This window comes from Paraburkholderia sp. BL18I3N2 (assembly GCF_003001875.1).
In the GTDB taxonomy this organism is placed as follows: Bacteria; Pseudomonadota; Gammaproteobacteria; order Burkholderiales; family Burkholderiaceae; genus Paraburkholderia; species Paraburkholderia phytofirmans.
Window position 1 is genome coordinate 59,962 of sequence record NZ_PVNC01000021.1, and the last position, 22,769, is coordinate 82,730.

The window sequence follows — 22,769 nt, forward strand, 5'->3', positions numbered from 1 at the left end:
TCTCCGCCATACGAGGCAATACATGACGGCGACGCGATTCAGTGAATGCGGACGCTCGGCGGCATTCGATCAGTAGTACGGATAGGGGGCATACATTACCGGCGGCGGCCCGTAATAACGCGGCGGCGGAGCAACATATACCGGTTGCGGCGCGTACACAGGCTGCGGCGCATAGACCGGCATTTGCGGCTGCGAAATCGTATTGCCCTTCGACGTCATGCACTGCGCGTACGCCGCATCGTACTGCATCTGAAGGCTGCCGCCGGCATACTGCGCGCCGTTCGCGCCAGCGGCGCCGCCGACCAGCAAACCGCTGCCCGCGCCAATGGCCGCCCCCGCGCCGGCATTGCCCGCCGCCGCGCCAATCAGCGCCCCGACAGCGGCACCGCCTAGCGTGCCAAGAGCCGCGCTATTGACGCTGTTCGTGGTCGCGGCCTGCGAGGCGCCGGTCGCGTTGGTCGAGCGATAAGCGTAGTCGCGGCAGTTGTAGTCGTCTTGCTGGAACTGATCGAGCGGCTCGCCGCTGCGCGGTAGCGCGACGATGGAAGGAGCGCTCGGCGGCACCACCGCGCAACCGCCGAGGAGCGCCAGTGCGACCGCTGCCACAGGCAGTGCGACGCGTATCGATTTAGGACTTGAGATCATGGTGGCGCACGTTTCTTCATAGGGGGAAACATACGTTAGGCCAATTTGCGAGCGCTTTGTTTACGAGATAGTTACCGTATTTTCTCCGCCGGCATCCAGACCGGCCGTCGGCAGGCTGAATGCCGATTGGAAGCTGCGGTACCGTTACCAACTGTGACAAAGATTCAAGCGCAGCGTCGCGTGAAAAGCAATCCTATGCATTTCTGGCACGAGACGCATCGAAACCCGTCGAGACTCTTCGACGCACCTTTGCACGACTGCAACCACGCCAGGAAAAAGAAAAGCCCTCGCATGCGAGGGCTTTTCTTCCTGCAACTGCTGCGAAGCCTGACGCTCGACGCCGTGACCGGATCACCCAGCCTCAAGCGCCGAGTTCAAACTCACCGGCAATCTCACGCGAAGTTCTTCGACGCGAATTCCCAGTTGGCGATGTTCCAGTACGCTTCGACGAACTTCGGACGCGCATTGCGATAGTCGATGTAGTAAGCGTGTTCCCACACGTCGATCGTCAGCAGTGCTTTCGCGTCCGTGGTCAGCGGGGTAGCGGCGTTGCTCGTCGACACCAGGTCGAGCGAACCGTCGGCCTTCTTTACCAGCCATGCCCAGCCCGAGCCGAACGTGCCGACTGCGGTCTTGGCGAACTCTTCCTTGAACTTGTCGAACGAACCCCACTTGGCGTTGATCGCGTCAGCGAGCGCGCCAGTCGGCGCACCGCCACCTTGCGGCGACAGGCTGTTCCAGAAGAACGTGTGGTTCCACACTTGAGCTGCGTTATTGAACACGCCGCCCGATGCCTTCTTGACGATTTCTTCAAGCGACAGGTTCTCGAACTCCGTGCCCTTGATCAGATTGTTCAGGTTGGTCACATAGGTCTGGTGATGCTTGCCGTAGTGATATTCGAGCGTCTCTTCCGACATGTGCGGAACGAGTGCGTTTTTCGCGAACGGCAGCGGCGGGAGCGTATGTTCCATGGTGCTTTCCTTCTGTCTGTATCTGTTGTGGGGGAGGCTGCGGATAACGCTTTTGAGCACTCGATTGTAGGCGAGTTGGAATAACCCCGCAAACCAACGGACTTTATGCCTGGCATCGGCGAACATGCCGCGTTCATAGCGTAATTAATGCTTGTGCACGCAGTGTGCCCCACCCTCCCTACAGTCAAAAGTACGGCAGCGGATGCCGTTGGTGAAGTGTCAGAAACCGTCGGTCAGACGTGGTTGCACATCGGCCAGCGCGATGTCCGCGGCGCCCTCCGCGAGATGCACCGTGAGGCGCCGCCCCGGCTTCAACGACGACGGCGCGCGCACCGCTCGCCCGCTCTGGGCGTCGAGCACGGCAGCGTAACCACGCTCCAGCGTACGCTGCGGACTCAGCACTTCGAGACGTGCGGCGAGCGTGTCGATGCGCGCGGTCTGACGTTCGTGCTGACGCAATAAAGCCGCGTCCAAACGTTGCGAAAGATTGTCGAGTTTCGACTGATGCCCGGCGAGATCCGGCCGCCAGCGCTGCCAGCGCATCTGCAGCAGCGAAAACCGCGCTCGCGCGTCACGCGCCGGACGCGCGCCCGCCGAAGCGAGCCGCACGCTCAATTGCTGCAAATGCGTGCGTTGCCGCGCAAGCCGCTCGGCCGGCGACACCAGCCGGCGCGCGAGCCAGTCGAGTTGCTGGGCACGCCGCTCCATCATGCGGCCGAAACCGCGCGCGAGCGTCGCGTGACGATGGTCGAGTTCGCGCAACAGCAGCACGCGCTGCGGACTGACGAGTTCGGCGGCGCCGGTCGGTGTCGGCGCGCGCACGTCCGCGGCGAAATCGGCGATCGTGAAATCGGTTTCGTGGCCCACGCCGCTCACCACGGGGATCGCGCTTTCCGCGATCGCGCGCGCCAACACTTCTTCGTTGAACGCCCACAGGTCTTCGATCGAGCCGCCGCCGCGGCACACGATCAGCACGTCGACCTCGCGCCGTGCGTTGGCGGCGTCGACCATCGCCGCGAGCTTGCTGCTCACGCCGACGCCCTGCACCGGCGCTGGATAGACGATCACCGGAATGTGCGGGGCGCGCCGCGACAGCGTGGTCAGGACGTCGCGCAACGCCGCGGCCTGCAACGACGTGACGATGCCGATCGAACGCGGATGCGACGGCAGCGCGCGTTTGCGTTCGGCGGCAAAGAGACCCTCGGCTTCGAGCTGCGCTTTCAGCCGGAGGAACGCTTCGTAGAGACGCCCTTGTCCGGTGCGCCGCACCGCTTCCACATTCAACTGCAGTTCGCCGCGCGGCTCGTACATCGTCACCAGCGCGCGCACTTCGATGCGGTCGCCCTCGCGCGGGGTGAATTCGGCGTATTGCGCCCGCCCGCGGAACATCACGCAGCGCATCTGCGCTTGCGCGTCCTTGATCGAGAAATACCAATGACCGCTCGCGGCGCGCGTGAAGTTCGACACTTCGCCGGCAACCCAGACGAGAGGAAACGAACGTTCGAGCATCGTGCCGATCGCGCGATTGAGCGCCGAAACGGGAACGACGACTTCACCGCCGGGCGTAGCCGACGAGGAAAAAGGGCTTTCGGGATTCATGCGAGGAATAAGTGTGGCTGGCCGGACAGACGATAGACCGACCGGCCATCGCCGTCCAGCGCGGCGCTCGAATTGTTAAAAGTGTCCACATGGCGGGACCCGCCAGACAGATCCCGCCAGATCGCCCGCCGCGCCGCATGAATTCCAGGCATGTCGTTGATTTATATGGCGTTTACGTCTCACTAAAGAGAATGATTGCCGATACCGGGCGCATGGAACGGCCCTCTCCGTCCATCGGACGGCAGGTTCTCCACAAAGTTATCCACAGGCTGCGAGCCGCGCGTGAAGCGCTATTTCGTCGCGCGGCGCAGGGCGCGCGACTTGCCGGGCGGGACGCCAGCGCGCTAGAGTGGCGGGTTCGACGGCATGCCGAACGCCCCGCGGCGCCAGCATTGCGGCACACTGCGCAAGTGCGCCGCAATGCCGCCCAGATTCATTTTTCGCCTCACTTTCGATAGTCCGGAGAACCGCGTTGATGCTTGCCCCGCGTATTGCGCCTAGCTCCTCCACGCCGCCGTCCGGCTGGCTTTGCCCGAACGGCGCGCCGGTCGTTTGCGCGACGTGCCCATGAGCGACGTCAGCAACCGTCTCGAGGCACGCCTCGCGCGCGAATGGCAGCAGCGTGGGCCGCTCGCCTGGGCGCTGTCGCCGCTCGCCTGCGTGTTCGGCGCAATTGCCGCCGCGCGCCGCGCCGCCTTTTCGTTCGGCTGGTTGAAATCGGTCCGCGTCGGAGTGCCCGTGGTGGTGGTCGGTAATGTGACCGTCGGTGGCACCGGCAAGACGCCGACCGTGATCGCACTGGTCGAGGCGTTACGGGCCGCGGGCTTTAAACCCGGCGTCGTGTCGCGCGGCTACGGCGCGCGCGTGAAATCGCCGACGCGCGTCACACCGACCTCGGCGGCAAGTGTCGGCGGCGACGAGCCGCTTCTGATCGCGCGCCGCACCGGCGCGCCGGTATGGGTCTGTCCGGATCGCGTGGCGGCTGCGCAAGCGCTGTGCGCCGCGCACCGCGAAGTCGATGTGATCGTGAGCGACGACGGCTTGCAGCATTACCGGCTCAAACGCGACGCCGAACTCGTCGTGTTCGATCACCGGCTCGGCGGCAACGGTTTCCTGCTGCCGGCCGGACCGCTGCGCGAGCCGCTGTCGCGCCGCCGCGACGCGACGCTCATCAACGATCCGTATGCACGCACGCTGCCGGCGTGGCCGAATACCTTCGCGCTGCAACTCGCGCCCACCGACGCCTGGCATCTCGACAATCCCGCGTTGCGCCGTCCGCTCGCGCAATTCAGCGGCGATCGGGTGCTGGCCGCGGCCGGCATCGGCGCGCCGGAGCGTTTTTTCGCCACGCTGCGCGCCGCCGGTCTCACGCCCGCCACCCGCGCGCTGCCGGATCACTACGCGTTCGAGCGCAATCCTTTTACCGATGTGGACGCCGACGCCATCCTGATAACGGAAAAGGATGCGGTAAAATTAGGGTCCTGGCACGACGCGCGCATCTGGGTAGTCCCAGTCGAAGCCGCGCTCGATCATCGCCTCATTGCATTAGTTGTGGAGAAAGTCCGTGGACGCTCGCCTGCTTGAAATTCTCGTTTGCCCGATCTGCAAGGGCCCGCTCAGCTACGATCGCGCCGCGCAGGAGCTGATCTGCAATGCGGACAAGCTGGCCTACCCGATCCGTGACGGCATTCCCGTCATGCTGGTCGACGAAGCACGGCAGACCGTGGAAGGCACGCCGGTCGATCTGAATCCGGGCTCCGTGGCCTGAGCTAAACCGCCCTCGCGCGCGGCGGCCGTGTTTGAGGCGTGCGGCGCGGCGCTTTTCGCATTTGTCGTCTTGCCCGTGCGCAGCCGCGCTGCATACGCGGCCGCTTTCCTCCGGCTTCATCGCCGCCCGTCTTTGTACCTGTCCTGCCGATGACCCACCCCAACACCGCCACTCCCCCGTTTATCGCCGTCGTGCCGGCCCGGCTCGCCTCGACGCGTCTGCCCAACAAGCCGCTCGCCGACATCGGCGGCAAGCCGATGGTGGTGCGGGTCGCCGAACGCGCGCGCGAATCGGGCGCGCAGCAGGTGCTGGTCGCCTCGGACGCGCAAGCGGTGCTCGACGCCGCCCGCGATCACGGCTTCGAAGCCGTGTTGACGCGCGCGGACCATCCGTCGGGCACGGACCGTCTCGCGGAAGTCGCGGCGCAGTTCGGCTGGAGCGACGACACGATCGTGGTCAACGTGCAGGGCGATGAACCGCTGATTGATCCGGCGCTCGTGTGCGGCGTTGCGTCGCACCTTGCGGCAAGCCACGGCTGCGCGATCGCCACCGCCGCGCATCCGATCACCGACCCCGCTGAAATTTTCAACCCGAACGTGGTCAAGGTCGTGCTCGACGCGCGCGGCGTCGCGCTGTACTTCTCGCGCGCGCCGATTCCCTGGGCACGCGACGCCTACCAGCCGCACTGGCCGAATGTCGCGTCGATGCCCGAGCCTCATGCGCCCGCGGTGGTTCATCGGCATATCGGGCTGTACGCCTATCGCGCGCAATTTCTGCGCACGTACCCCAGCCTCGCGATTTCACCGATCGAACAGGTCGAAGCACTCGAACAATTGCGCGCGATGTGGCACGGCGAGCGGATCGCCGTGCTCGTCACGCACGAGGTGCCGCTGCCCGGCGTGGACACACCCGCCGATCTCGCGCGTGTGCAGGCTTTATTCGGGTCTTGAGCGTAAAAACCCATGGCATAATCGGGCGGTTGTGCGCGCCTCCCGCTACACGCGAGAGCCAGGGTTTGCCCGGTCGCACCGTTACCGTCTTGCAGCGCCGTCGTCACGTGCAGCGCGAGACCCGAACGGCAGCCGATGCGGGTCCCTCGGCTTTTCGTGGGATGTCCGCAGCGCCGCCAAAGAATTCACATAGATCTGGAGATATCACATGCGTTTGATCCTTTTGGGTGCACCGGGCGCGGGCAAGGGCACTCAGGCAAACTTCATCAAGGAAAAATTCGGCATTCCGCAGATTTCCACTGGCGACATGCTGCGCGCGGCCGTCAAGGCCGGCACGCCGCTCGGCCTCGAAGCGAAGCGCTTCATGGATGCCGGCGAGCTGGTCACGGACGAGCTGATCATCAATCTGGTGAAAGAGCGTCTGCAGCAGCCGGACTGCGCGAACGGCTATCTGTTCGACGGTTTTCCGCGCACTATTCCGCAAGCTGAAGCCATGAAGCAGGCTGGCGTTCCGATCGACTACGTGCTGGAAATCGACGTGCCGTTCGACGAGATCATCTTGCGCATGAGCGGCCGCCGCTCGCACGCCGCGTCGGGCCGTACGTATCACGTCAAGTTCAATCCGCCGAAGGTCGAAGGCGTGGACGACGTGACTGGCGAACCGCTGATCCAGCGCGACGACGACAAGGAAGAAACCGTCAAGAAGCGCTTGGAAGTGTACGAGGCGCAAACCAAGCCGCTGATCGAGTACTACAACACCTGGGCGAAGAACGGCGATTCGTCGACTCCGTTGGCCGCGCCGCAGTATCGGCGCATTTCGGGTCTCGGCAGCGTCGACGAAATTCGTGACCGCGCGTTCGAGGCGTTGAAGTAAGCTCGTTTCCGTTTGTCTTCGCTTCAGGAAAGACCCGCCCTTGCCGGCGGGTTTTTTTATGCAGCGAATGGTTCGAGTACAGTGAACGATTTCTCCGTGCCCGCACTTGGTATTAATTAGCCATCCGTAGCGATTTGCTCTGCCTGCACGCCGCCAGCGAGCCAATTCGCCGCCCGCCCGCTACGCTTTCCGCATCGCAGCATAGCCGTTACAATCGTTCATCGAAAAAATATTCGATCCAGACATTACTGAACCGTAGCAAAGGAGAAGACATGGAGATTCGTGACAACGTTTTCCTGATCACCGGCGGTGCATCGGGACTGGGCGCAGCCACGGCACGCCTGTTCGTCGAAAACGGCGGCAAAGTGGTGCTCGCCGACCTGAACGTGGATGCCGGCGAAGCGCTCGCCAAGGAACTCGGCGGTGTGTTCGTCAAATGCGACGTGAGCCGCGAAGACGACGCCATCCAGGCCGTTGAAGCCGCCACCAAGCTCGGCACGCTGCGCGGTCTGGTCAATTGCGCGGGCGTCGCGCCGGCCGTCAAAACAGTCGGCAAGGACGGCCCCCATCCGCTCGACGCGTTCGCGCGCACCATCTCGATCAATCTGATCGGCACCTTCAACATGGTCCGGCTCGCCGCCGCCGCCATGTCGAAGAACGAGCCGAACGCGAATGGCGAGCGCGGCGTGATCATCAACACGGCGTCGGTGGCCGCGTTTGACGGTCAGATCGGCCAGGCGGCTTATGCGGCATCCAAGGCCGGCGTGGCCGGCATGACGCTGCCTATCGCACGCGACCTGTCGCGCAACGCGATCCGCGTGATGACAATCGCACCGGGCATTTTCGAAACGCCCATGCTGCTCGGCATGCCGCAGGAAGTGCAGGACGCCCTCGGCGCGATGGTGCCGTTCCCGCCGCGCCTCGGCAAGCCGGCCGAGTACGCGATGCTGGCCAAGCAGATCTTCGACAATCCGATGCTCAACGGCGAAGTGATTCGTCTGGACGGCGCGATCCGGATGCAGCCGAAGTAAGCTGGCAGACAGCGCGCGCTTTCACAAACAGCCGCGCTAAAGGAAAACGCCTGCACATGAGCATTCATATGCAGGCGTTTTGTTTTGAGCCGTGGTTGCAATGCCCGTTGCGCGGGCGCGCTTTTATTCGCGGTCGTCGTGCTGAGTACGCTGACGCAGTTCGTGTAATTGCGATTCCACCACGGTTGCGTCCTCGGCATCCGGCCGGTCGCCGAGATAACGCTCGAGGTCCTCGAGCGCGGGGCGCAAATAGTCGAGCCGTGCATACGCGAAGCCGCGATCGCGCACTTCTTCGATACTTTCCGGCAGCAGGATCACGAGACGCTGCTGCACCGCCAGCAGACGCTGCCAGCGTTCCGTCTGAAGATACGTGGACTTCAGATTGCGCAGCATACGCGCGATGATCTCGCGGCGCGTGGCCGGTTGCAGCAGCATGCGCAGCGCCCTGCTCACGGATTCGCCCGCCGACGCCACGTACGGCTCCAACATTTCCACCATCTCGGATTCGGACAGCGAGTGGCCGCTGGTCGGATCCAGCATCACGTCGCCGTCTGGCGTGGTCACGCGTAAGAGGAAGTGGCCGGGAAACGACACGCCGCGTACCGGCACGCCGATCTGCTCGGCCATTTCCAGATACAGCACCGCCAGCGAAATCGGAATGCCGCGGCGACGTTTGAGCACGGCGTTCAGATGGCTGTTGTCGGGGTCGTAATAGTCGTTGAGATTGCTGGCGAAGCCCAGTTCGCGAAAGAAAAACCGGTTCAGAATACCGACCTTCTGCTTGATGTCGGCGTCGTCCGGCATGCGTCGCTGCAAGCGCACCACGAGTTCGTCGATCTCGGCGAGCGTGCCTTGCAGATCGAGATCGGGATAGGCGTCCTGCGCGAGCGAGAGCGCCGCCTCGGTCAGCGGAAGACTCTCATCTTCGGCGACGAGCGTGCTGAAATAGTCGAGAACCCGCGTCATCGTGATCACTTCACTCGCCTTTTGAAATACGCGTACTTGAAGCCCATCAGCCAAAGCATACCGAAATATAGCGCGGCGAACAGCACGAGGCACGCCGCGAGCAGCACCATGCGGTCGACCGGGCGGCTGTGCATGCCGATCCAGTCGAAGCTGATGGCCAGCCAATGCATCGTGCCGGCCAGCACCAGACAGGCGCCGAACAACTGCACGAAGAATTTGAGCCAGCCGCTCGACGGCGTATAAATGCCACGCTTGCGCAGCCCGAGAAACAGTAGCAACGCATTACCGCAAGCGCCGAGCCCGACACTCAGCGTCAAACCGGCATGCGCGAAGATCGGCACGAACACATAGTTGCTCAGCTGCGTGAGGATCAGCACGCCGACGCCGATCTTCACCGGCGTCTTGATGTCCTGCTTCGCGTAGAAACCCGGTGCGAGGATCTTGATGAGAATCAGGCCGATCAGGCCGACGCCATACGCCGACAACGCGCGGGCGACCATCACCACCGAATTGCCGTCGAACTTGCCGTAGTGGAACAGCGTGGCCGTCAGCGGCTGCGCGAAGAAAAACAGCGCGACGGCGCTCGGCGCGGCCAGTAGGAAGGTGACGCGCAAGCCCCAGTCGAGCAGCGACGAATACTCGTGCGGGTCGGCGTCGACGTGCGCTTTGGAAAGACTCGGCAGCAGGATTGTGCCGAGCGCGACGCCCAGCAGTGCGGTCGGAAACTCCATCAGCCGGTCGGCGTAATTGATCCACGACACGGCGCCCGGCCCGATGCGCGACGCGATATTCGTGTTGATGATCAGGCTGATCTGCGCGACCGAGACGGCGAACATCGCGGGCACCATCTTCGACAGCACGCGCTTGACGCCGCGATGCGCGAGCGCTTTCACCGGATTCAATCCGATGCGCGGAATCATGTCGATCTTCTTCAGACCCGGCAGCTGCACGAGGAATTGCAGCACGCCACCGGCGATCACGGCCCACGCCAGCGCATAGACCGGCGTTTGCAGACGCGGCGCAACGAACACCGCGGCGACGATGAAGGCGACGTTCAGCAGAACCGGCGCGAACGCGGGCAGCGAAAAGTTCTTGTACGTATTCAGCACGCCTGATGCCAGCGACGTCAGCGAGATGAAAATGATGTACGGGAACATGATGCGCGTCATGGTCACCGCGAGGGCGTACGCCTGACCTTCGTGCGCGAGGCCCGAGGCGACGATGAACACCACGCCCGACGCGCCGACGACGCCGATCAGCGAGAGGATCGCGAGCGCCCAGGCGAGCACCGTCGAGGTGGCGTCGACCAGCGCTTTGGTGGCGTCGTGACCTTGCTGGTTCTTGAACTCCGCGAGGATCGGCACGAAGGCCTGCGAGAACGCGCCTTCGGCGGAGATGCGGCGCAGCAGGTTCGGAATGCGGAAGGCGACGTAAAACGCGTCAGTGTATTGACTGGCGCCGAACGCGCGTGCGATCAGCGTTTCGCGGGCCAGTCCGGTCACGCGCGACAGCAGCGTGAAGCCGCTGACCGTCAGCAGGGCTCGGAATAGATTCATGGGGCGCTTATTATACGGGTGCCGCGAGTGCGGACGACGAGCCGGAACGCGATTCGGACCGATTTGCCGCGCGGACGTTCGATCGGATAAGCGAGTCGGCGCGTTTTTTTGTAGCGCGGCCGGGCGGTTCTGGACCCGCCGGACACGCCCCGCCTCCACTTTCCGGCCGGGCTGCGTCACGCTTGCCCTATATGGCTACCAAATGGGCGCCGGACTTTGCGTAACAGGGCGGCAGGCCTTATTGGCGCTTTCCCGTTGCCACGTGCCTGATTTTGTTGCTATAATCGCCGGTTTCGAAGCTCGCTCAATTTTCGGACGGGGTTTGGAGCGGCGCCACAGCGCCTGCCAGGACCTTCGCACACCCCGAAAACACAGGCCTGCCTTCGCGTAGTCCGATCGATTTTTTTCGACACTTTTGCGCTCTTGGGCAATCGCTTCCAAGAGTTCGATCTAAAAGCAGCACCTCACCACTTGAAGGTCAGGTACTGGAAACAGGAACAGGATAAGGAACCGTCATGGCTAACTCCGCACAAGCACGCAAGCGCGCCCGCCAGGCCGCCAAGGCAAACTCGCATAACTCGGCACTGCGCTCGAAGTTCCGCACGGCTATCAAGGCTGTCCGCAAGGCGATCGACGCCGGCGACAAGGCTAAGGCCGCTGAGATCTTCCAGGCATCGTCGAAGACCATCGACATCATCGCCGACAAGAACATCGTTCACAAGAACAAGGCAGCTCGCCATAAGAGCCGCCTCGCTGCAGCCATCAAGGGTCTGCAAGCGTCCGCAGCGCAGTAATTCCGGTCAGCCCGCTTCGGTGGGCTACCTCCTGTTTCCGCTGCACAGAAAGGCCCGCCTCGGCGGGCTTTTTTGCTTCGGACCGACAGATCCGCACTGTATCGCATAGCTCGTCGCGCTCACGACTGACGGACAGAGCGTAAAAAAAACCCGCTGCCAGCGGGTTTTTTCTTTTGCCGATCCAGCAGCTTCGCGCTAGATCACGTGCCTTTTCTCTTGCGGCGTGGCGTGCTCGAGTTGCAGCTCGCACGCCTCCGTCACGACGAGGTCGTTGTCTTTAGCAAAGTTGAGGACGAAGTCGAAAGCCATGGGTTCGATGTCGCGCAAACGCGAATCGAGAATCACGCACTTGAGGTCGCCGATCATGGTCGGCCGGACATACAACGAGTACTGCATATAAGCGTTCGGCCCCTTCCTTGCGCCGGGGCCGAAGCAGGCCATGACGCCTGCGAGACGCTCCGACCAGTCGCTCGGCCGAAACTTTTTTCCCTTCGACGTGATGCCCTGAATGAAATATTCGGTTGGAGCTGCTTCGGCCATGTAGGAATACCTGTGTGACTGCCCAGCGGGGTGGCGGCAAAACGGACGGCGCAACGGCTCTGAATTGCCTGGAACTCGCCGACCATGCCGCGATGGCGAACCACACCACCAGAACCGCGAAGAGCCGGCTAAGTTGCTCTCGCGCTCGTCATGACGGCGCACCGCGAGCAGGTCGTTCCGAACCGCGCGAGCCAAGGCTGGCCAAGCGGAATACCGGCCTGCTGGGCTTTGGGATAACCCGTAGATTATAGCGCAGCGGACCCTTTTCCGCAGCGCACACAAGACATGTCTGAGGGTTCCATTAGGCTTTCAGACAGCTTGCCCAGCCTTTTGGCCGACTCGTCAAACCGGGCGAAATCCTTTATGCTGCATTGAGTTACCACAAACGACGGCGGCGCCGTCCGGCAATCCTGCCGGGTGAGACCGCCGTATTTGTTTCATGACCGCCAAGAAAATTCGCCACTACCTGCAGTTCAAGGATTTCTCGCTGGAAGACTACGAGTACGTGCTGGAACGCGCGCGCATTCTGAAACGCAAATTCAAGAACTACGAGACTTACCATCCGCTGCACGATCGCACGCTGGCGATGATCTTCGAAAAAAATTCGACACGCACGCGCCTGTCGTTCGAAGCCGGCATCTTCCAGTTGGGCGGCCACGCCGTTTTCATGAGCACGCGTGACACGCAGCTCGGCCGTGGCGAACCGATCGAAGACGCCGCGCAAGTGATCTCGCGCATGGTCGACATCATCATGATCCGCACGTTCGGCCAGGATATTCTCCAGCGCTTTTCCGAGAATTCGCGCGTGCCGGTGATCAACGGACTGACCAACGAATATCACCCGTGCCAGGTGCTGGCGGACATCTTCACGTACTTCGAGCATCGCGGCCCGATTCGCGGCAAGACCGTTGCGTGGGTCGGCGACGCCAACAACATGCTGTACACGTGGATCGAAGCCGCGCAGATTCTCGGCTTCAAGCTGCGCCTTTCCACGCCGCCGGGCTACAAGCTCGACCGTGCCATGGTCGCTGCCGAGAGCGCACCGTTCTACGAAGAATTCGACGATCCGAACGAGGCCTGCGCCGGCGCGGACCTCGTCACCACCGACGTCTGGACCAGCATGGGCTTCGAAGCCGAAAACGAAGCGCGCAAGAAAGCCTTCGCCGACTGGTGCGTCGACGCCGACATGATGGCGCGCGCCAATCCGGATGCGCTCTTCATGCACTGCCTGCCCGCCCATCGCGGCGAGGAAGTCAGCGCGGAAGTGATCGACGGCCCGCAAAGCGTCGTGTGGGACGAGGCGGAAAATCGTCTGCATGTGCAAAAGGCCTTGATGGAATACCTGCTGCTCGGCAAGCTGAATCACTGAGCGAGCCACCCAGTCAGCAAGTTGAGCAGCATCTGCGGGAAGCGCGACGGGGCCTTGAATACGAGGCAAGGCATCCACGTTTCGCGCCACGCATCGAGCCGGCGTCCACGGCCGCGACCGGCCGTAAGCGGACCCGGCTTCAACACCGCAACGCCCCAAAAACGCGGGCAGCCTGCGGTTTAGTGTCAAAATAGTGGTTTTCCGCGCTCCGGAACCGCCGGCGCGCCTTGTTTTCCCGCTTTCTCCAGCTACGAGTTCACCATGAGCGATATCAAGAAAGTCGTGCTCGCCTATTCGGGCGGCCTTGACACCTCCGTCATCCTGAAGTGGTTGCAGGACAATTACGACGCCGAAGTCGTCACGTTCACGGCCGACATCGGCCAGGGCGAAGAGCTGGAACCGGCGCGCAAGAAAGCCCTGCAACTCGGCATCAAGCAGGACAACATCTTTATCGAAGACCTGCGCGAAGAATTCGTGCGTGACTTCGTGTTCCCGATGTTCCGCGCCAACACGATCTATGAAGGCGAATACCTGCTGGGCACGTCGATCGCGCGTCCGCTGATCGCCAAGCGTCAGATCGAAATCGCCCGCGCCACCGGCGCGCAAGCGGTGTCGCACGGCGCAACCGGCAAGGGCAACGACCAGGTTCGCTTCGAACTCGGTTACTACGCGCTGGAACCGGGCATCAAGGTGATCGCGCCGTGGCGTGAATGGGATCTGCTGTCGCGCGAAAAGCTGCTCGCGTACGCGGAAAAGGCCGGTATTCCGATCGAAATGAAGCACAAGCAAGGCGGCGCGCCGTATTCGATGGACGCGAACCTGCTGCACATTTCGTTCGAAGGCCGTCATCTGGAAGACCCGAAGGCGGAAGCCGAAGCCGATATGTGGCGTTGGACGGTGTCGCCGGAGCAGGCGCCGGACCAGGCTGAATACATCGACATCGAATACGAGCACGGCGATCCGGTCGCGATCAACGGCAAGCGTCTGTCGGCCGCGGAAATGCTCACCGAGCTGAACCGTCTGGGCGGCAAGCACGGCATCGGCCGTCTGGATCTGGTGGAAAACCGTTACGTCGGCATGAAATCGCGCGGCTGCTATGAAACGCCGGGCGGCACGATCATGCTGAAGGCGCACCGCGGCATCGAATCGATTACGCTGGACCGTGAAGTGGCTCACCTGAAAGACGATCTGATGGCTCGTTACGCGTCGCTGATTTATAACGGCTACTGGTGGAGCCCGGAGCGTCGCGCGATTCAGGTGCTGATCGACCATACGCAAGAGAAGGTCAACGGCTGGGTACGTGTCAAGCTGTACAAGGGCAGCGTATCGGTGGTCGCGCGCGATTCGAAGGAAACGCTGTTCGACAAGACCATTGCCACGTTCGACGATGACGGCGGCGCTTATAACCAGGCCGACGCCGGCGGCTTCATCAAGCTAAACGCGCTGCGTATGCGGATTGCGGAAAACGCGCGCCGTCAGCGCGATTAAGCTGGGGGCTTCCGTGAGGCTAACTTCGCGTAAGCGAAGTTAAGCGCCGCGAGGTGCAGGCCGAAGCCGCAATGCCAAGCCAGCTAAGCTGACGACGTATGATTCGGCAAAGGCTAAAGTTCATGTGAGTGAACGTCACCGCCGCGAAGCGCGGGCCCAAACGGAAGCGCAAACGCAAAAAGGCACCGGGAGTCTCCTCCCGGCGCCTTTTTTATCGCCTACGCGCCGGACAAGCCGATTCAGAGCATCACAAACAAACCGGCTCCGCTTCCAACTCCACCCCAAACCGCTCCAGCACATCGCGCTGGATCGCTTTCGCGAGCGCCAGCACCTCCGTCCCGCTCGCGCCGCCGCGATTCACCAGCACCAGCGCCTGCCGCTCATGGACGGCCGCCGCGCCCATCGCGCGACCTTTCCAGCCGCATCGATCGATCAGCCAGCCCGCGGCAAGTTTCACCCGTCCATCCGGCTGAATGTACGACACGACGTCCGGTTCTATGGTCTTCAGCGCCTCGAACTGCGTCGCCTCGACTACCGGATTTTTGAAGAAGCTGCCAGCATTGCCGAGTTCTGACGGGTCGGGCAACTTGGCGCGCCGCACCGCCACGACCGCGTCGAAGATCGCCTGCGCAGTAGGCGGCGTATCGGCATGGCCGTTCGCGGCCAATTCGCGAGCGAGATCGGCGTAGCCGGCACGCGGCTGCCAGACCTTAGGCAAGCGGAACGTCACCGACGTGATCACGAAACGGTCGCGCCCTTCCCGCTTGAAAAAACTGTCGCGATAGCCGAAGCGGCACGCGTGCGCATCCATTTCGACGACCTCACCGGTCGCCAGCTCCACGGCGCGCAGCGACGCGAAGCGCTCGACCATCTCCAACCCGTACGCGCCGATGTTCTGAATCGGCGCCGCGCCCACCGTCCCCGGAATCAACGCGAGGTTCTCGAGACCCGGCAGGCCTTGCGCCAAAGTCCAGCCGACGAACTCATGCCACGGCTCGCCGCCGGCCGCTTCGACGTACCATGCGTCATCATCCTCGCGCGCGACGCGGCGGCCCCGCAGCGCAATCAGCAGCACAAGTCCGCCGAAATCGCCAGTCAGCACGACATTGCTGCCACCGCCCAGCACGAGGCGCGGCAAGCCAGCCGCACGCGGATCGCGCACCGCAGCCATCAGTTGCTCTTCACGCTCGATGCGGCACGCGAACTGCGCGCGCACATCGAACCCGAAGGTGTTGTGCGCCTTCAGCGGAAAGCCGGCGATGAACGCGGCGGAATCGGATTGGGACATCGGAATGAGAACCGTGAAACGACAAATGGAACAACGAATAAAGCAGCCGTTGCAACCGGCTTCGGGCCCCAGCCCGGCGACAATGCGCGGCGGCCTTGGGCAAAAGGGAGTGGCGTCGGTAAAATGACGTCCGGTCCGTGATTATAGCGAGTGCCCCGTGAGCAGCCGTCCGGTTGCGTCACGCACCGCAGCACTATTGGGAGAAAAAAATGCCATCGTTTGACGTCGTCTGCGAAGCGAACATGATCGAAGTCAAGAACGCGATCGAGCAGTCCAACAAGGAAATTTCAACGCGCTTCGACTTCAAGGGGTCGGACGCGCGCGTGGAGCACAAGGAAAACGAAATCACGGCCTACGCGGACGATGATTTCAAACTCGGTCAGGTCAAAGACGTGCTGCTGTCGAAAATGGCCAAGCGCAACGTGGATGTGCGCTTCCTCGACCACGGCAAGATCGAGAAGATCGGCGGTGATAAGGTCAAGCAGGTTATCAAGATCAAGAAAGGCGTGTCGGGCGATCTGTCGAAGAAAATCGTGCGCCTCGTGAAAGACAGCAAGATCAAGGTCCAGGCGAGCATTCAGGGCGACGCGGTGCGCATCACCGGCGGCAAGCGCGATGACCTGCAAAGCGTGATCGCCATGCTGCGCAAGGATGTGACCGACACGCCGCTCGACTTCAATAACTTCCGCGATTGAGTTGCTGATACAGGACGCCCAAGGCGTCCCGAAGAAGCAGAGCGGTCAGAGCGGCGGAGCGGGTCGGTTCATGACGAGACCCTTGAGAGAGAGGCAGCCGTGCGCGCGTGCGGCCGCGGAACGCGCGCACGCCCCGCCGCGCATGACAGGTGTGCTGGGCCCTGAGAGTCAACCGCCGGGTAACTCAGCGCCGAGCACGGCGCACCAATCTCTAGACTGCCGGCGCGCAAGCACGTGCGTCTGTCCGTAGCGGTTGCCGGTATGCTCCACGCGGCACCTGCGCGACGCCGCGCATACCGGTGCACCGAGCAGTCACCACCAAGGCGCCAAGGCACTAAGTCACCCAGGAACCCAGGAACCGAGCACCAAAGCAACGCTGTTCAAACGTCGCTCCCCCCCGCCGGCTTCGCGGCCGCATCCGCCTTTTTCTTATCGCCAATGCGGCTCTCCTGCCCGCGCATCAGCTTGGCGATATTGCCGCGATGGCGCCACACCAGCAGCGAACTCATCACGACGATCGCCAGCGCGATCACATGCGGTCCGAACAGAAAACCGTCGAAGATCGGCGCGAACACCGCAGCGGCCAATGCCGCCAGCGACGAATAGCGCGTGAAGAACGCCACGATCAGCCACGTCAGCAGGGTCGCTACGCCAAGAATCGGATTGATCGCGAGCAGCACGCCTGCCGCGGTCGCCACGCCCTTGCCGCCCTTGAAGCGGAAGAAAACCGGATACAGGTGACCGAGAAACACGGCCACCGACGCAATCGCCACCGAAGTCTCGTCCAGCCCGTAACGCGCGCCGTAGTGCACGACGAACCACACCGGCAGCCAGCCCTTGAATGCGTCGCCGATCAGCGTGAGAATCGCGGCCTTCTTGCTGCCGCTGCGCAGCACGTTGGTGGCGCCGGGGTTGCCCGAGCCATACGAGCGCGGGTCGTCGAGGCCCATCGCGGCGCTCACGATCACGGCGAACGACACCGAACCGATCAGGTAGGCAACGACAGCAACGATCAGGTTTTGCATCTGGGACTCTTATAAGGATCGGCGGTCTGAAACTCGATACCCCAACCGCAACAGGGCGCGCAACTCGGAATAAAGCGGCGCACATTCTACCGAACCCGCGCGCCCGGAAAACATTCAGGCAAACGTCAATCGACGCTCGCGCACTGCACCGCCTTGGCCGCCAGCAACTCCGTCAGCACCTTGGGGTCGATGCTGACCAGAAAACCGCGCCGGCCGCCGTTCAGCCAGATCTTGTCCATCTCGAGAATGCTCGACTCGACGTAGACCGGCATCTGCTTCTTCGTGCCGAACGGCGAGGTGCCGCCGATCAGATAGCCCGAATGCCGGTTCGCCACCTTGGGCTCGCACGGTTCGACCCGCTTCGCGCCGATCTGCCGCGCGAGGTTCTTGGTGCTGACGGTGCGGTCGCCGTGCATCAGCACGATCAGCGGCTGGGCGTGCTCGTCTTCCATTACCAGCGTCTTCACGACGTGATGCTCGTCCACACCGAGCTGGCGCGCCGATTCTCCGGTGCCGCCGTGCTCGACGTAATCATAAGGATGTTCGCCGAAAGCGACGCCATGGCGGCGCAGAAACTGCGTGGCCGGCGTCTCGGAGACGTGTCTGGATTTGCTCATCGGCGCATTGTAATGGCGACTTTGCACAACGGCTATTTGCCGAACGGCTAATTGTGCGGGTCCAGCGGTTGTGGCACGATCGTTCGCAAATATACCGGCGCGACGTACGCTGGGCACCGTATTGTTTTTTGGAAACTTGCATGGGACCGGAGTAAGTGCTTTGCATGGGACAGGAGTAACGCGCTAAAGCGCGAACTCCGGTCGACAGCTAAAGCGCCAACTCCGGTCGACAAAGGAGACAACGTTGAGCTTCGATTCGCCCACCCGTTCCACGATCGACATCCCCGCATTGCTGGCGGCCCTGCCCGCACGCATCGCCGACATTCCGGCGCTGGCCGCCGCGCGCGATCCACAGCACATCGCCCTGATCGAGGATGCGCGCCGCCTCACCAGCGCGCAATTGCTGGAGGCCGTCGACGCCGCCACCGCGCTCCTGCGCGAATGGGGTGTGCGCGGCGGCGATCGTGTGATGATCGTCGCGGAAAACAGCATCGTGCAGATCGTGCTGCTGTTCGCTACGGCCCGGCTGGACGCATGGGCGTTGGTCTCGAACGCGCGCCTGTCCGCCGCCGAACTCGACTCGATCCGCGTGCACGCGCAACCTCGCGTGGTCGCCTACGCCACGGAAAGTTCGGCCGACGCCAAGCTGCACGCAGAGCGCCATCACGCCGCCAGGGCACCCGTCATTACGCCAGACATCGGCGCCTGGTCGTACACGGTGGACAGCGCGGCCGTCGCCGAGCCGGTCGAAGCCGCAAGCGAGCGCCAGTGCGCCGCGTTGATTTACACCACGGGCACCACCGGCGCGCCAAAGGGCGTGATGCTGTCGCATCGTAATCTGCTGTTCATCGCCGCGATCTCGAGCCGTTTGCGCAAAGTCGGCCCGGACGATGTCGTCTATGCCGTGCTGCCGATCTCGCACGTTTACGGTTTCGCGTCCGTCTGTCTGGGCAGCCTGCATGCGGGCGCGACCTTGCGGCTGGTGCCGCGCTTCGCGCCGGAAGCCGTGCGCCGCGCCCTCGCCGAAGAGCGCGTGTCGATTTTCCAGGGCGTGCCGGCCATGCACGCGAAACTGCTCGAACATCTGCAGACACACGGTCACGCATGGTCCGCGCCGCAATTGCGTTTCGCCTATTCGGGCGGCTCGCCGCTCGACGCCGCCTTGAAGGCGCAGGTGGAAAGCGTCTACGGTCTGCCGCTGCACAACGGCTATGGCATGACCGAGAGCAGCCCGACCGTGTCGCATACCATGCTCGATGCGCCGCGCAGCGATTGCTCCGTTGGCGAGGTCATTCCGGGCGTCGAGGTGCGTTTCGTCGGACTCGACGGCATCGATGCCGCGCAGGGCGACATCGGCGAGCTATGGGTGCGCGGCCCCAACGTGATGCTGGGCTACTACCGCAGCCCGGAGCAGACACGTGCGGTCGTCACCGAAGACGGCTGGCTCAAAACCGGCGATCTCGCACGGCAGGACGCGGACGGCGCGTTGCATATCGTCGGGCGCAGCAAGGAGCTGATCATTCGCTCGGGTTTCAACGTGTATCCGGCCGAAGTCGAGCATTTGCTGAACGCGCATCCGCAAGTCGTGCAGTCGGCTGTGATCGGACGCGCGGTGGAAGGTAACGAGGAAGTGGTCGCGTTCGTCGAGTTGCTTGCGGGCGCAGCGGTGACGCCCGCCGAGCTGATCGACTGGTGCGGCGAGCGTCTTGCGCCATACAAGCGGCCTGCCGAAGTCAAAGTGCTCGCCGCGTTGCCGGCGGCATCGACGGGCAAGATTCTCAAGCACCGGCTGCGCGAGTTTCTCTGAACGAAGCGCAAGCGCACACGCAAAGCGCGCATCAACCTCGCGGATGATGCTGCGCATGCAGCGACTTCAACCGCTCCCGCGCCACGTGCGTGTAGATCTGCGTGGTCGAAATATCCGTGTGGCCGAGCAGCAGTTGCACGACGCGCAGGTCGGCGCCGTGATTGAGCAGATGCGTGGCGAACGCATGCCGCAGGGTATGCGGCGAGAGCGGCGCATGCACACCGGCCACCACGGCGTGACGCTTGATGATGTTCCAGAACTGCTGGCGCGTCATGCCTTCGGCGCGGTTCGTCACGAACAGCGCGTCGGTCGCGCGCGCGCCGAGCAACGCGGGCCGCGACTCGCGCAGATAGCGCTCGATCCAGCTATGCGCTTCCTCGCCGAACGGAATCAGGCGTTCCTTCGAGCCCTTGCCCATCACACGCACCACGCCTTCGTTCAGGCCGACTTCCACCGTCTTCAACGTGACGAGTTCACTTACGCGCAAGCCGCTCGCGTACATCAACTCCAGCATCGTGCGATCGCGCAGGCCCAAAGACGTATCGATGTCGGGCGCGCCGAGCAGCGCTTCGACTTGCGCCTCGCTGAGCGTCGACGGAAAACGCGGCGGCTGTTTCGCCGAGCGGATGCGCACCGTCGGATCGACCTTGGTGCGATGCTCGCGAACGGCCCAACCGTAATAGCGGCGAAATACGGAAAGCCGGCGGTTCGCCGAAGTGGATTTGTCTTTCTGCCGCGCCGCGCTATAAGCGTTCAGATCGGCTTCACTCGCAGTGTCGAGCGAGGCGTTGCGGCTCTGCGCGAGCCATTCGCAAAAGAGCCGCAGATCGCGGCGGTACGCGTCGAGCGTGTTGCGCGACAGTCCGTGCTCAAGCCACAGCGCGTCGCAGAATGCATCGATCGACGCCGAGCTGGCGACGAACAGAGGTGACGCGGTGGCCGCGTCGTCGATCAATGTATCGCTCATGCGTACGGAATGCCTTCATGCGCCAATAGCCAGCGCTTGATGTTGCGGAAGAAACCCTCTTCGGCGTGATTCGCGAAACCGCCGATGCCGCTCGAACTCACCACCCGATGACACGGAATCACGATCGGAAAATAATTGGCGCCACACGCCTGACCGACCGCGCGCGGCGCGCTGCCGAGTTGCCTCGCCAGTTGACCGTAGGTCAGCACGACGCCCGGGGGAATGTCGCTGATGGCCTGCCATACGCGCTTTTGAAACGCGGTGCCGACGGAGGCCAGCGGCAACTCGAACTTCGCCGACGCGCGCTCGAAATATCGTTCGATCTGCTCGGCTGCCTGTCTCGCCAACGGCGCGTCGGGCGCGACGTTTTGCATCGAATCCGGCAGATAGACGATCTCGCGCACGGCCTCGCCTTCGAGGCGAATGCCGATCTTGCCGAACGGCGCATCGATCACTGCGTTGAACATGATTGTCTGCTCCTCACTGGCGCGGGCGTTCAGGGTTGCAAGGTAGCGTACCTGCATGGGGCGCAGGCACGCCAAGCACGCGCCGCACCGCCCGGTTTGCCGCTACTCTACGCCGCTTCCAAAGCCCATTCCACATGCTCGCGCACGACGGCGGAGGCGTCATCAACACGCATTTTCAGCGCCTGCACGATCGCCTCGCGCGCCGGCTCGCTCAAACTGTCCGGCGACGCACGCAGCGCGTTGCCCATGCCCACCGCGAGATTGCGCAGCCAGCTCTCGTAACCGATGCGACGAATCGCGCTGCCTTGCATGCGCGTATCGAACTCGTCCGCGCTCCACGCGAACAACTCGACCAACGACGCGCGATCGAGCCCATGCCGCACGTCGAAATCCGCGACCGGCGCGGCCTGCGCGAACTTGTTCCATGGACACACGAGCTGGCAATCGTCGCAGCCATACACGCGATTGCCGATTAGCGGCCGCAATTCCAGGGGAATACTGCCTTTCAGTTCGATCGTGAGATATGAAATACACAAGCGTGCATCCACCTTGTAGGGCCCGACGATCGCCCCAGTCGGACACGCGCCGATACAGCGCGCGCAACTTCCGCAATGCGAGCCTGGCGTCTCGGGCGCGACTTCGGGCATGGTGTCGGCGTCGGTCGGCAACGGTACATCGACATAAATCTCGCCGAGAAAAAACAGCGAACCCGCGTCACGTTGCAGCAACAACGTATGCTTGCCGCGCCAGCCGATGCCGGCCTTCTGCGCAAGTTCTACTTCCAGCACCGGCGCCGAATCGGTAAATACGCGGTAGCCGAATGCGCCGATCTCGGCTTCGATTTTCTCGGCCAGATGTTGCAAACGGTTACGCATCACCTTGTGATAATCGCGACCGCGCGCATAGATCGATACGACCGCCGCCGACGGGTCCGTGAGCCGCGCATGCTCGGCTGCGCGCCAGTCCTGCGTGAGCGGGCCGTCCTGCAAAGCGCTTTCGCGCGCCTTTCCGCTCAATGTCTGGGCGGGCAAATAAGCGATGCGCGCCGTAATCACACGTCGCGTGCCGGCCACAAGCTCGGCGGGCCGCGCGCGTTTCATGCCGTGTTTCGCCATATAATCCATCTCGCCGTGGCAACCCGCTTCCAGCCAGGCTGCAAGCGGCGCTTCGGCGGCGGAGAGATCGGTATCGCTAATGCCGACCGCTCCGAAACCCAGTTCACGGCCCCACGTTTTGATGTTCAGCGCGAGCGCCTTCAGCGCCGCTTCATCGAAATGACGCTCGGCACGCGCATCGTCGTTAGACGCAGGCGTGCAGGAAACAGGGGACTCCGGACTTCGGTTCATCACGCC

The 22,769-nt window shown here is 63.0% G+C and carries 22 protein-coding genes; 10 read left to right on the forward strand and 12 right to left on the reverse strand.

The window, feature by feature from the left end; translation table 11 throughout:
* Window positions 1-69 precede the first annotated feature (69 nt).
* The 3 genes from B0G75_RS33970 to xseA all read right to left on the reverse strand — a co-directional run bounded on the left by B0G75_RS33970 (window position 70) and on the right by xseA (window position 3,215).
* On the reverse strand, window positions 70-645 hold the full coding sequence (locus B0G75_RS33970; protein WP_106314204.1) for a YMGG-like glycine zipper-containing protein: 576 nt from the start codon (window positions 643-645) through the stop codon (window positions 70-72).
* Window positions 646-1,037: 392 nt separating this feature from the next.
* On the reverse strand, window positions 1,038-1,616 hold the full coding sequence (sodB, locus tag B0G75_RS33975; protein WP_106314205.1) for a superoxide dismutase [Fe]: 579 nt from the start codon (window positions 1,614-1,616) through the stop codon (window positions 1,038-1,040).
* A gap of 219 nt (window positions 1,617-1,835) precedes the next feature.
* Window positions 1,836-3,215, reverse strand: a complete 1,380-nt coding sequence (gene xseA / locus B0G75_RS33980; RefSeq protein WP_106314206.1) for an exodeoxyribonuclease VII large subunit — start codon at window positions 3,213-3,215, stop codon at window positions 1,836-1,838.
* A gap of 567 nt (window positions 3,216-3,782) precedes the next feature.
* Here xseA and lpxK point away from each other — a divergent pair.
* The 5 genes from lpxK (at window position 3,783) to B0G75_RS34005 (ending at window position 7,838) form a co-directional block, all read left to right on the forward strand.
* Window positions 3,783-4,799, forward strand: a complete 1,017-nt coding sequence (lpxK, locus tag B0G75_RS33985; RefSeq protein WP_106314256.1) for a tetraacyldisaccharide 4'-kinase — start codon at window positions 3,783-3,785, stop codon at window positions 4,797-4,799.
* Window positions 4,780-4,983 (forward strand): Trm112 family protein, encoded by a 204-nt coding sequence (locus tag B0G75_RS33990; protein ID WP_007180583.1) that lies wholly within the window; start codon window positions 4,780-4,782, stop codon window positions 4,981-4,983. Before lpxK ends, B0G75_RS33990 begins: the two co-directional genes overlap by 20 nt.
* A 149-nt stretch (window positions 4,984-5,132) precedes the next feature.
* Window positions 5,133-5,933 (forward strand): 3-deoxy-manno-octulosonate cytidylyltransferase, encoded by an 801-nt coding sequence (kdsB, locus tag B0G75_RS33995; RefSeq protein ID WP_106314207.1) that lies wholly within the window; start codon window positions 5,133-5,135, stop codon window positions 5,931-5,933.
* 208 nt (window positions 5,934-6,141) lie between these two features.
* Window positions 6,142-6,807: an adenylate kinase gene (gene adk / locus B0G75_RS34000; RefSeq protein WP_106314208.1), complete on the forward strand. Its 666-nt coding sequence runs from the start codon at window positions 6,142-6,144 to the stop codon at window positions 6,805-6,807.
* 272 nt (window positions 6,808-7,079) lie between these two features.
* Window positions 7,080-7,838 (forward strand): 3-hydroxyacyl-CoA dehydrogenase, encoded by a 759-nt coding sequence (locus B0G75_RS34005; protein ID WP_106314209.1) that lies wholly within the window; start codon window positions 7,080-7,082, stop codon window positions 7,836-7,838.
* A gap of 123 nt (window positions 7,839-7,961) precedes the next feature.
* On the opposite strand, the gene B0G75_RS34010 is transcribed toward B0G75_RS34005, so the two are convergent.
* Together B0G75_RS34010 and murJ are read right to left on the reverse strand one after the other, a co-directional pair.
* Complete coding sequence (locus tag B0G75_RS34010) at window positions 7,962-8,804, reverse strand: SirB1 family protein (RefSeq protein ID WP_012434163.1); 843 nt, start codon at window positions 8,802-8,804, stop codon at window positions 7,962-7,964.
* Between the two features lie 5 nt (window positions 8,805-8,809).
* Window positions 8,810-10,360, reverse strand: a complete 1,551-nt coding sequence (gene murJ / locus B0G75_RS34015) for a murein biosynthesis integral membrane protein MurJ (RefSeq protein ID WP_106314210.1) — start codon at window positions 10,358-10,360, stop codon at window positions 8,810-8,812.
* A gap of 515 nt (window positions 10,361-10,875) precedes the next feature.
* Here murJ and rpsT point away from each other — a divergent pair.
* Window positions 10,876-11,154, forward strand: a complete 279-nt coding sequence (gene rpsT, locus B0G75_RS34020; RefSeq protein ID WP_012434165.1) for a 30S ribosomal protein S20 — start codon at window positions 10,876-10,878, stop codon at window positions 11,152-11,154.
* Between the two features lie 195 nt (window positions 11,155-11,349).
* Here rpsT and B0G75_RS34025 read toward each other — a convergent pair whose 3' ends face one another.
* A complete protein-coding gene (locus tag B0G75_RS34025; protein ID WP_106314211.1) occupies window positions 11,350-11,694 on the reverse strand; it encodes a DUF3579 domain-containing protein in 345 nt (114 codons plus the stop codon).
* Window positions 11,695-12,133: 439 nt separating this feature from the next.
* On the opposite strand from B0G75_RS34025, the gene argF reads away from it, so the two are divergent.
* Both argF and B0G75_RS34035 read left to right on the forward strand, forming a co-directional pair.
* Window positions 12,134-13,063 (forward strand): ornithine carbamoyltransferase, encoded by a 930-nt coding sequence (gene argF / locus B0G75_RS34030; RefSeq protein ID WP_095418379.1) that lies wholly within the window; start codon window positions 12,134-12,136, stop codon window positions 13,061-13,063.
* A gap of 261 nt (window positions 13,064-13,324) precedes the next feature.
* Complete coding sequence (locus tag B0G75_RS34035; protein WP_106314212.1) at window positions 13,325-14,551, forward strand: argininosuccinate synthase; 1,227 nt, start codon at window positions 13,325-13,327, stop codon at window positions 14,549-14,551.
* A gap of 247 nt (window positions 14,552-14,798) precedes the next feature.
* Here B0G75_RS34035 and murB read toward each other — a convergent pair whose 3' ends face one another.
* The gene (murB, locus tag B0G75_RS34040; protein ID WP_106314213.1) at window positions 14,799-15,839 is read right to left on the reverse strand and encodes a UDP-N-acetylmuramate dehydrogenase; all 1,041 of its coding nucleotides are present in this window, start codon (window positions 15,837-15,839) and stop codon (window positions 14,799-14,801) included.
* A 209-nt stretch (window positions 15,840-16,048) separates the two neighbouring features.
* Between murB and B0G75_RS34045 the strand changes: the two genes are divergently transcribed.
* Window positions 16,049-16,534 (forward strand): YajQ family cyclic di-GMP-binding protein, encoded by a 486-nt coding sequence (locus B0G75_RS34045; RefSeq protein ID WP_012434170.1) that lies wholly within the window; start codon window positions 16,049-16,051, stop codon window positions 16,532-16,534.
* 380 nt (window positions 16,535-16,914) lie between these two features.
* Here B0G75_RS34045 and plsY read toward each other — a convergent pair whose 3' ends face one another.
* Complete coding sequence (plsY, locus tag B0G75_RS34050; protein WP_106314214.1) at window positions 16,915-17,559, reverse strand: glycerol-3-phosphate 1-O-acyltransferase PlsY; 645 nt, start codon at window positions 17,557-17,559, stop codon at window positions 16,915-16,917.
* Between the two features lie 125 nt (window positions 17,560-17,684).
* The gene (gene ybaK, locus B0G75_RS34055) at window positions 17,685-18,176 is read right to left on the reverse strand and encodes a Cys-tRNA(Pro) deacylase (RefSeq protein ID WP_106314215.1); all 492 of its coding nucleotides are present in this window, start codon (window positions 18,174-18,176) and stop codon (window positions 17,685-17,687) included.
* 244 nt (window positions 18,177-18,420) lie between these two features.
* Here ybaK and B0G75_RS34060 point away from each other — a divergent pair, with 244 nt between their 5' ends.
* On the forward strand, window positions 18,421-19,983 hold the full coding sequence (locus B0G75_RS34060) for a class I adenylate-forming enzyme family protein (RefSeq protein ID WP_106314216.1): 1,563 nt from the start codon (window positions 18,421-18,423) through the stop codon (window positions 19,981-19,983).
* A 31-nt stretch (window positions 19,984-20,014) separates the two neighbouring features.
* Here the strand turns inward: B0G75_RS34060 and xerD are convergent, their stop codons facing one another.
* From xerD to queG, 3 genes are all read right to left on the reverse strand, one after another.
* Entirely contained in the window at window positions 20,015-20,950 is a 936-nt protein-coding gene (gene xerD / locus B0G75_RS34065; protein ID WP_106314217.1) for a site-specific tyrosine recombinase XerD, read from the reverse strand.
* Complete coding sequence (locus B0G75_RS34070; RefSeq protein WP_106314218.1) at window positions 20,947-21,417, reverse strand: methylated-DNA--[protein]-cysteine S-methyltransferase; 471 nt, start codon at window positions 21,415-21,417, stop codon at window positions 20,947-20,949. The genes xerD and B0G75_RS34070 overlap by 4 nt, the downstream gene beginning before the upstream one ends.
* A gap of 107 nt (window positions 21,418-21,524) precedes the next feature.
* Window positions 21,525-22,763, reverse strand: a complete 1,239-nt coding sequence (gene queG / locus B0G75_RS34075) for a tRNA epoxyqueuosine(34) reductase QueG (protein ID WP_106314219.1) — start codon at window positions 22,761-22,763, stop codon at window positions 21,525-21,527.
* Window positions 22,764-22,769: the final 6 nt, after the last annotated feature.

Excerpts from the sequence above, each read along its gene's own strand:
- ybaK (WP_106314215.1), bottom strand. The coding sequence starts at position 18,176 with ATGAGCAAATCCAGACACGTCTCCGAGACGCCGGCCACGCAGTTTCTG.
- xerD (WP_106314217.1), bottom strand. The coding sequence starts at position 20,950 with ATGAGCGATACATTGATCGACGACGCGGCCACCGCGTCACCTCTGTTC.
- B0G75_RS34025 (WP_106314211.1), bottom strand. The coding sequence starts at position 11,694 with ATGGCCGAAGCAGCTCCAACCGAATATTTCATTCAGGGCATCACGTCG.
- argF (WP_095418379.1), top strand. The coding sequence starts at position 12,134 with ATGACCGCCAAGAAAATTCGCCACTACCTGCAGTTCAAGGATTTCTCG.
- adk (WP_106314208.1), top strand. The coding sequence starts at position 6,142 with ATGCGTTTGATCCTTTTGGGTGCACCGGGCGCGGGCAAGGGCACTCAG.
- B0G75_RS34010 (WP_012434163.1), bottom strand. The coding sequence starts at position 8,804 with ATGACGCGGGTTCTCGACTATTTCAGCACGCTCGTCGCCGAAGATGAG.
- lpxK (WP_106314256.1), top strand. The coding sequence starts at position 3,783 with ATGAGCGACGTCAGCAACCGTCTCGAGGCACGCCTCGCGCGCGAATGG.
- B0G75_RS34045 (WP_012434170.1), top strand. The coding sequence starts at position 16,049 with ATGCCATCGTTTGACGTCGTCTGCGAAGCGAACATGATCGAAGTCAAG.
- queG (WP_106314219.1), bottom strand. The coding sequence starts at position 22,763 with ATGAACCGAAGTCCGGAGTCCCCTGTTTCCTGCACGCCTGCGTCTAAC.
- plsY (WP_106314214.1), bottom strand. The coding sequence starts at position 17,559 with ATGCAAAACCTGATCGTTGCTGTCGTTGCCTACCTGATCGGTTCGGTG.
- xseA (WP_106314206.1), bottom strand. The coding sequence starts at position 3,215 with ATGAATCCCGAAAGCCCTTTTTCCTCGTCGGCTACGCCCGGCGGTGAA.
- rpsT (WP_012434165.1), top strand. The coding sequence starts at position 10,876 with ATGGCTAACTCCGCACAAGCACGCAAGCGCGCCCGCCAGGCCGCCAAG.
- sodB (WP_106314205.1), bottom strand. The coding sequence starts at position 1,616 with ATGGAACATACGCTCCCGCCGCTGCCGTTCGCGAAAAACGCACTCGTT.
- murB (WP_106314213.1), bottom strand. The coding sequence starts at position 15,839 with ATGTCCCAATCCGATTCCGCCGCGTTCATCGCCGGCTTTCCGCTGAAG.
- B0G75_RS33970 (WP_106314204.1), bottom strand. The coding sequence starts at position 645 with ATGATCTCAAGTCCTAAATCGATACGCGTCGCACTGCCTGTGGCAGCG.
- kdsB (WP_106314207.1), top strand. The coding sequence starts at position 5,133 with ATGACCCACCCCAACACCGCCACTCCCCCGTTTATCGCCGTCGTGCCG.
- B0G75_RS34035 (WP_106314212.1), top strand. The coding sequence starts at position 13,325 with ATGAGCGATATCAAGAAAGTCGTGCTCGCCTATTCGGGCGGCCTTGAC.
- B0G75_RS34005 (WP_106314209.1), top strand. The coding sequence starts at position 7,080 with ATGGAGATTCGTGACAACGTTTTCCTGATCACCGGCGGTGCATCGGGA.
- B0G75_RS34070 (WP_106314218.1), bottom strand. The coding sequence starts at position 21,417 with ATGTTCAACGCAGTGATCGATGCGCCGTTCGGCAAGATCGGCATTCGC.
- murJ (WP_106314210.1), bottom strand. The coding sequence starts at position 10,360 with ATGAATCTATTCCGAGCCCTGCTGACGGTCAGCGGCTTCACGCTGCTG.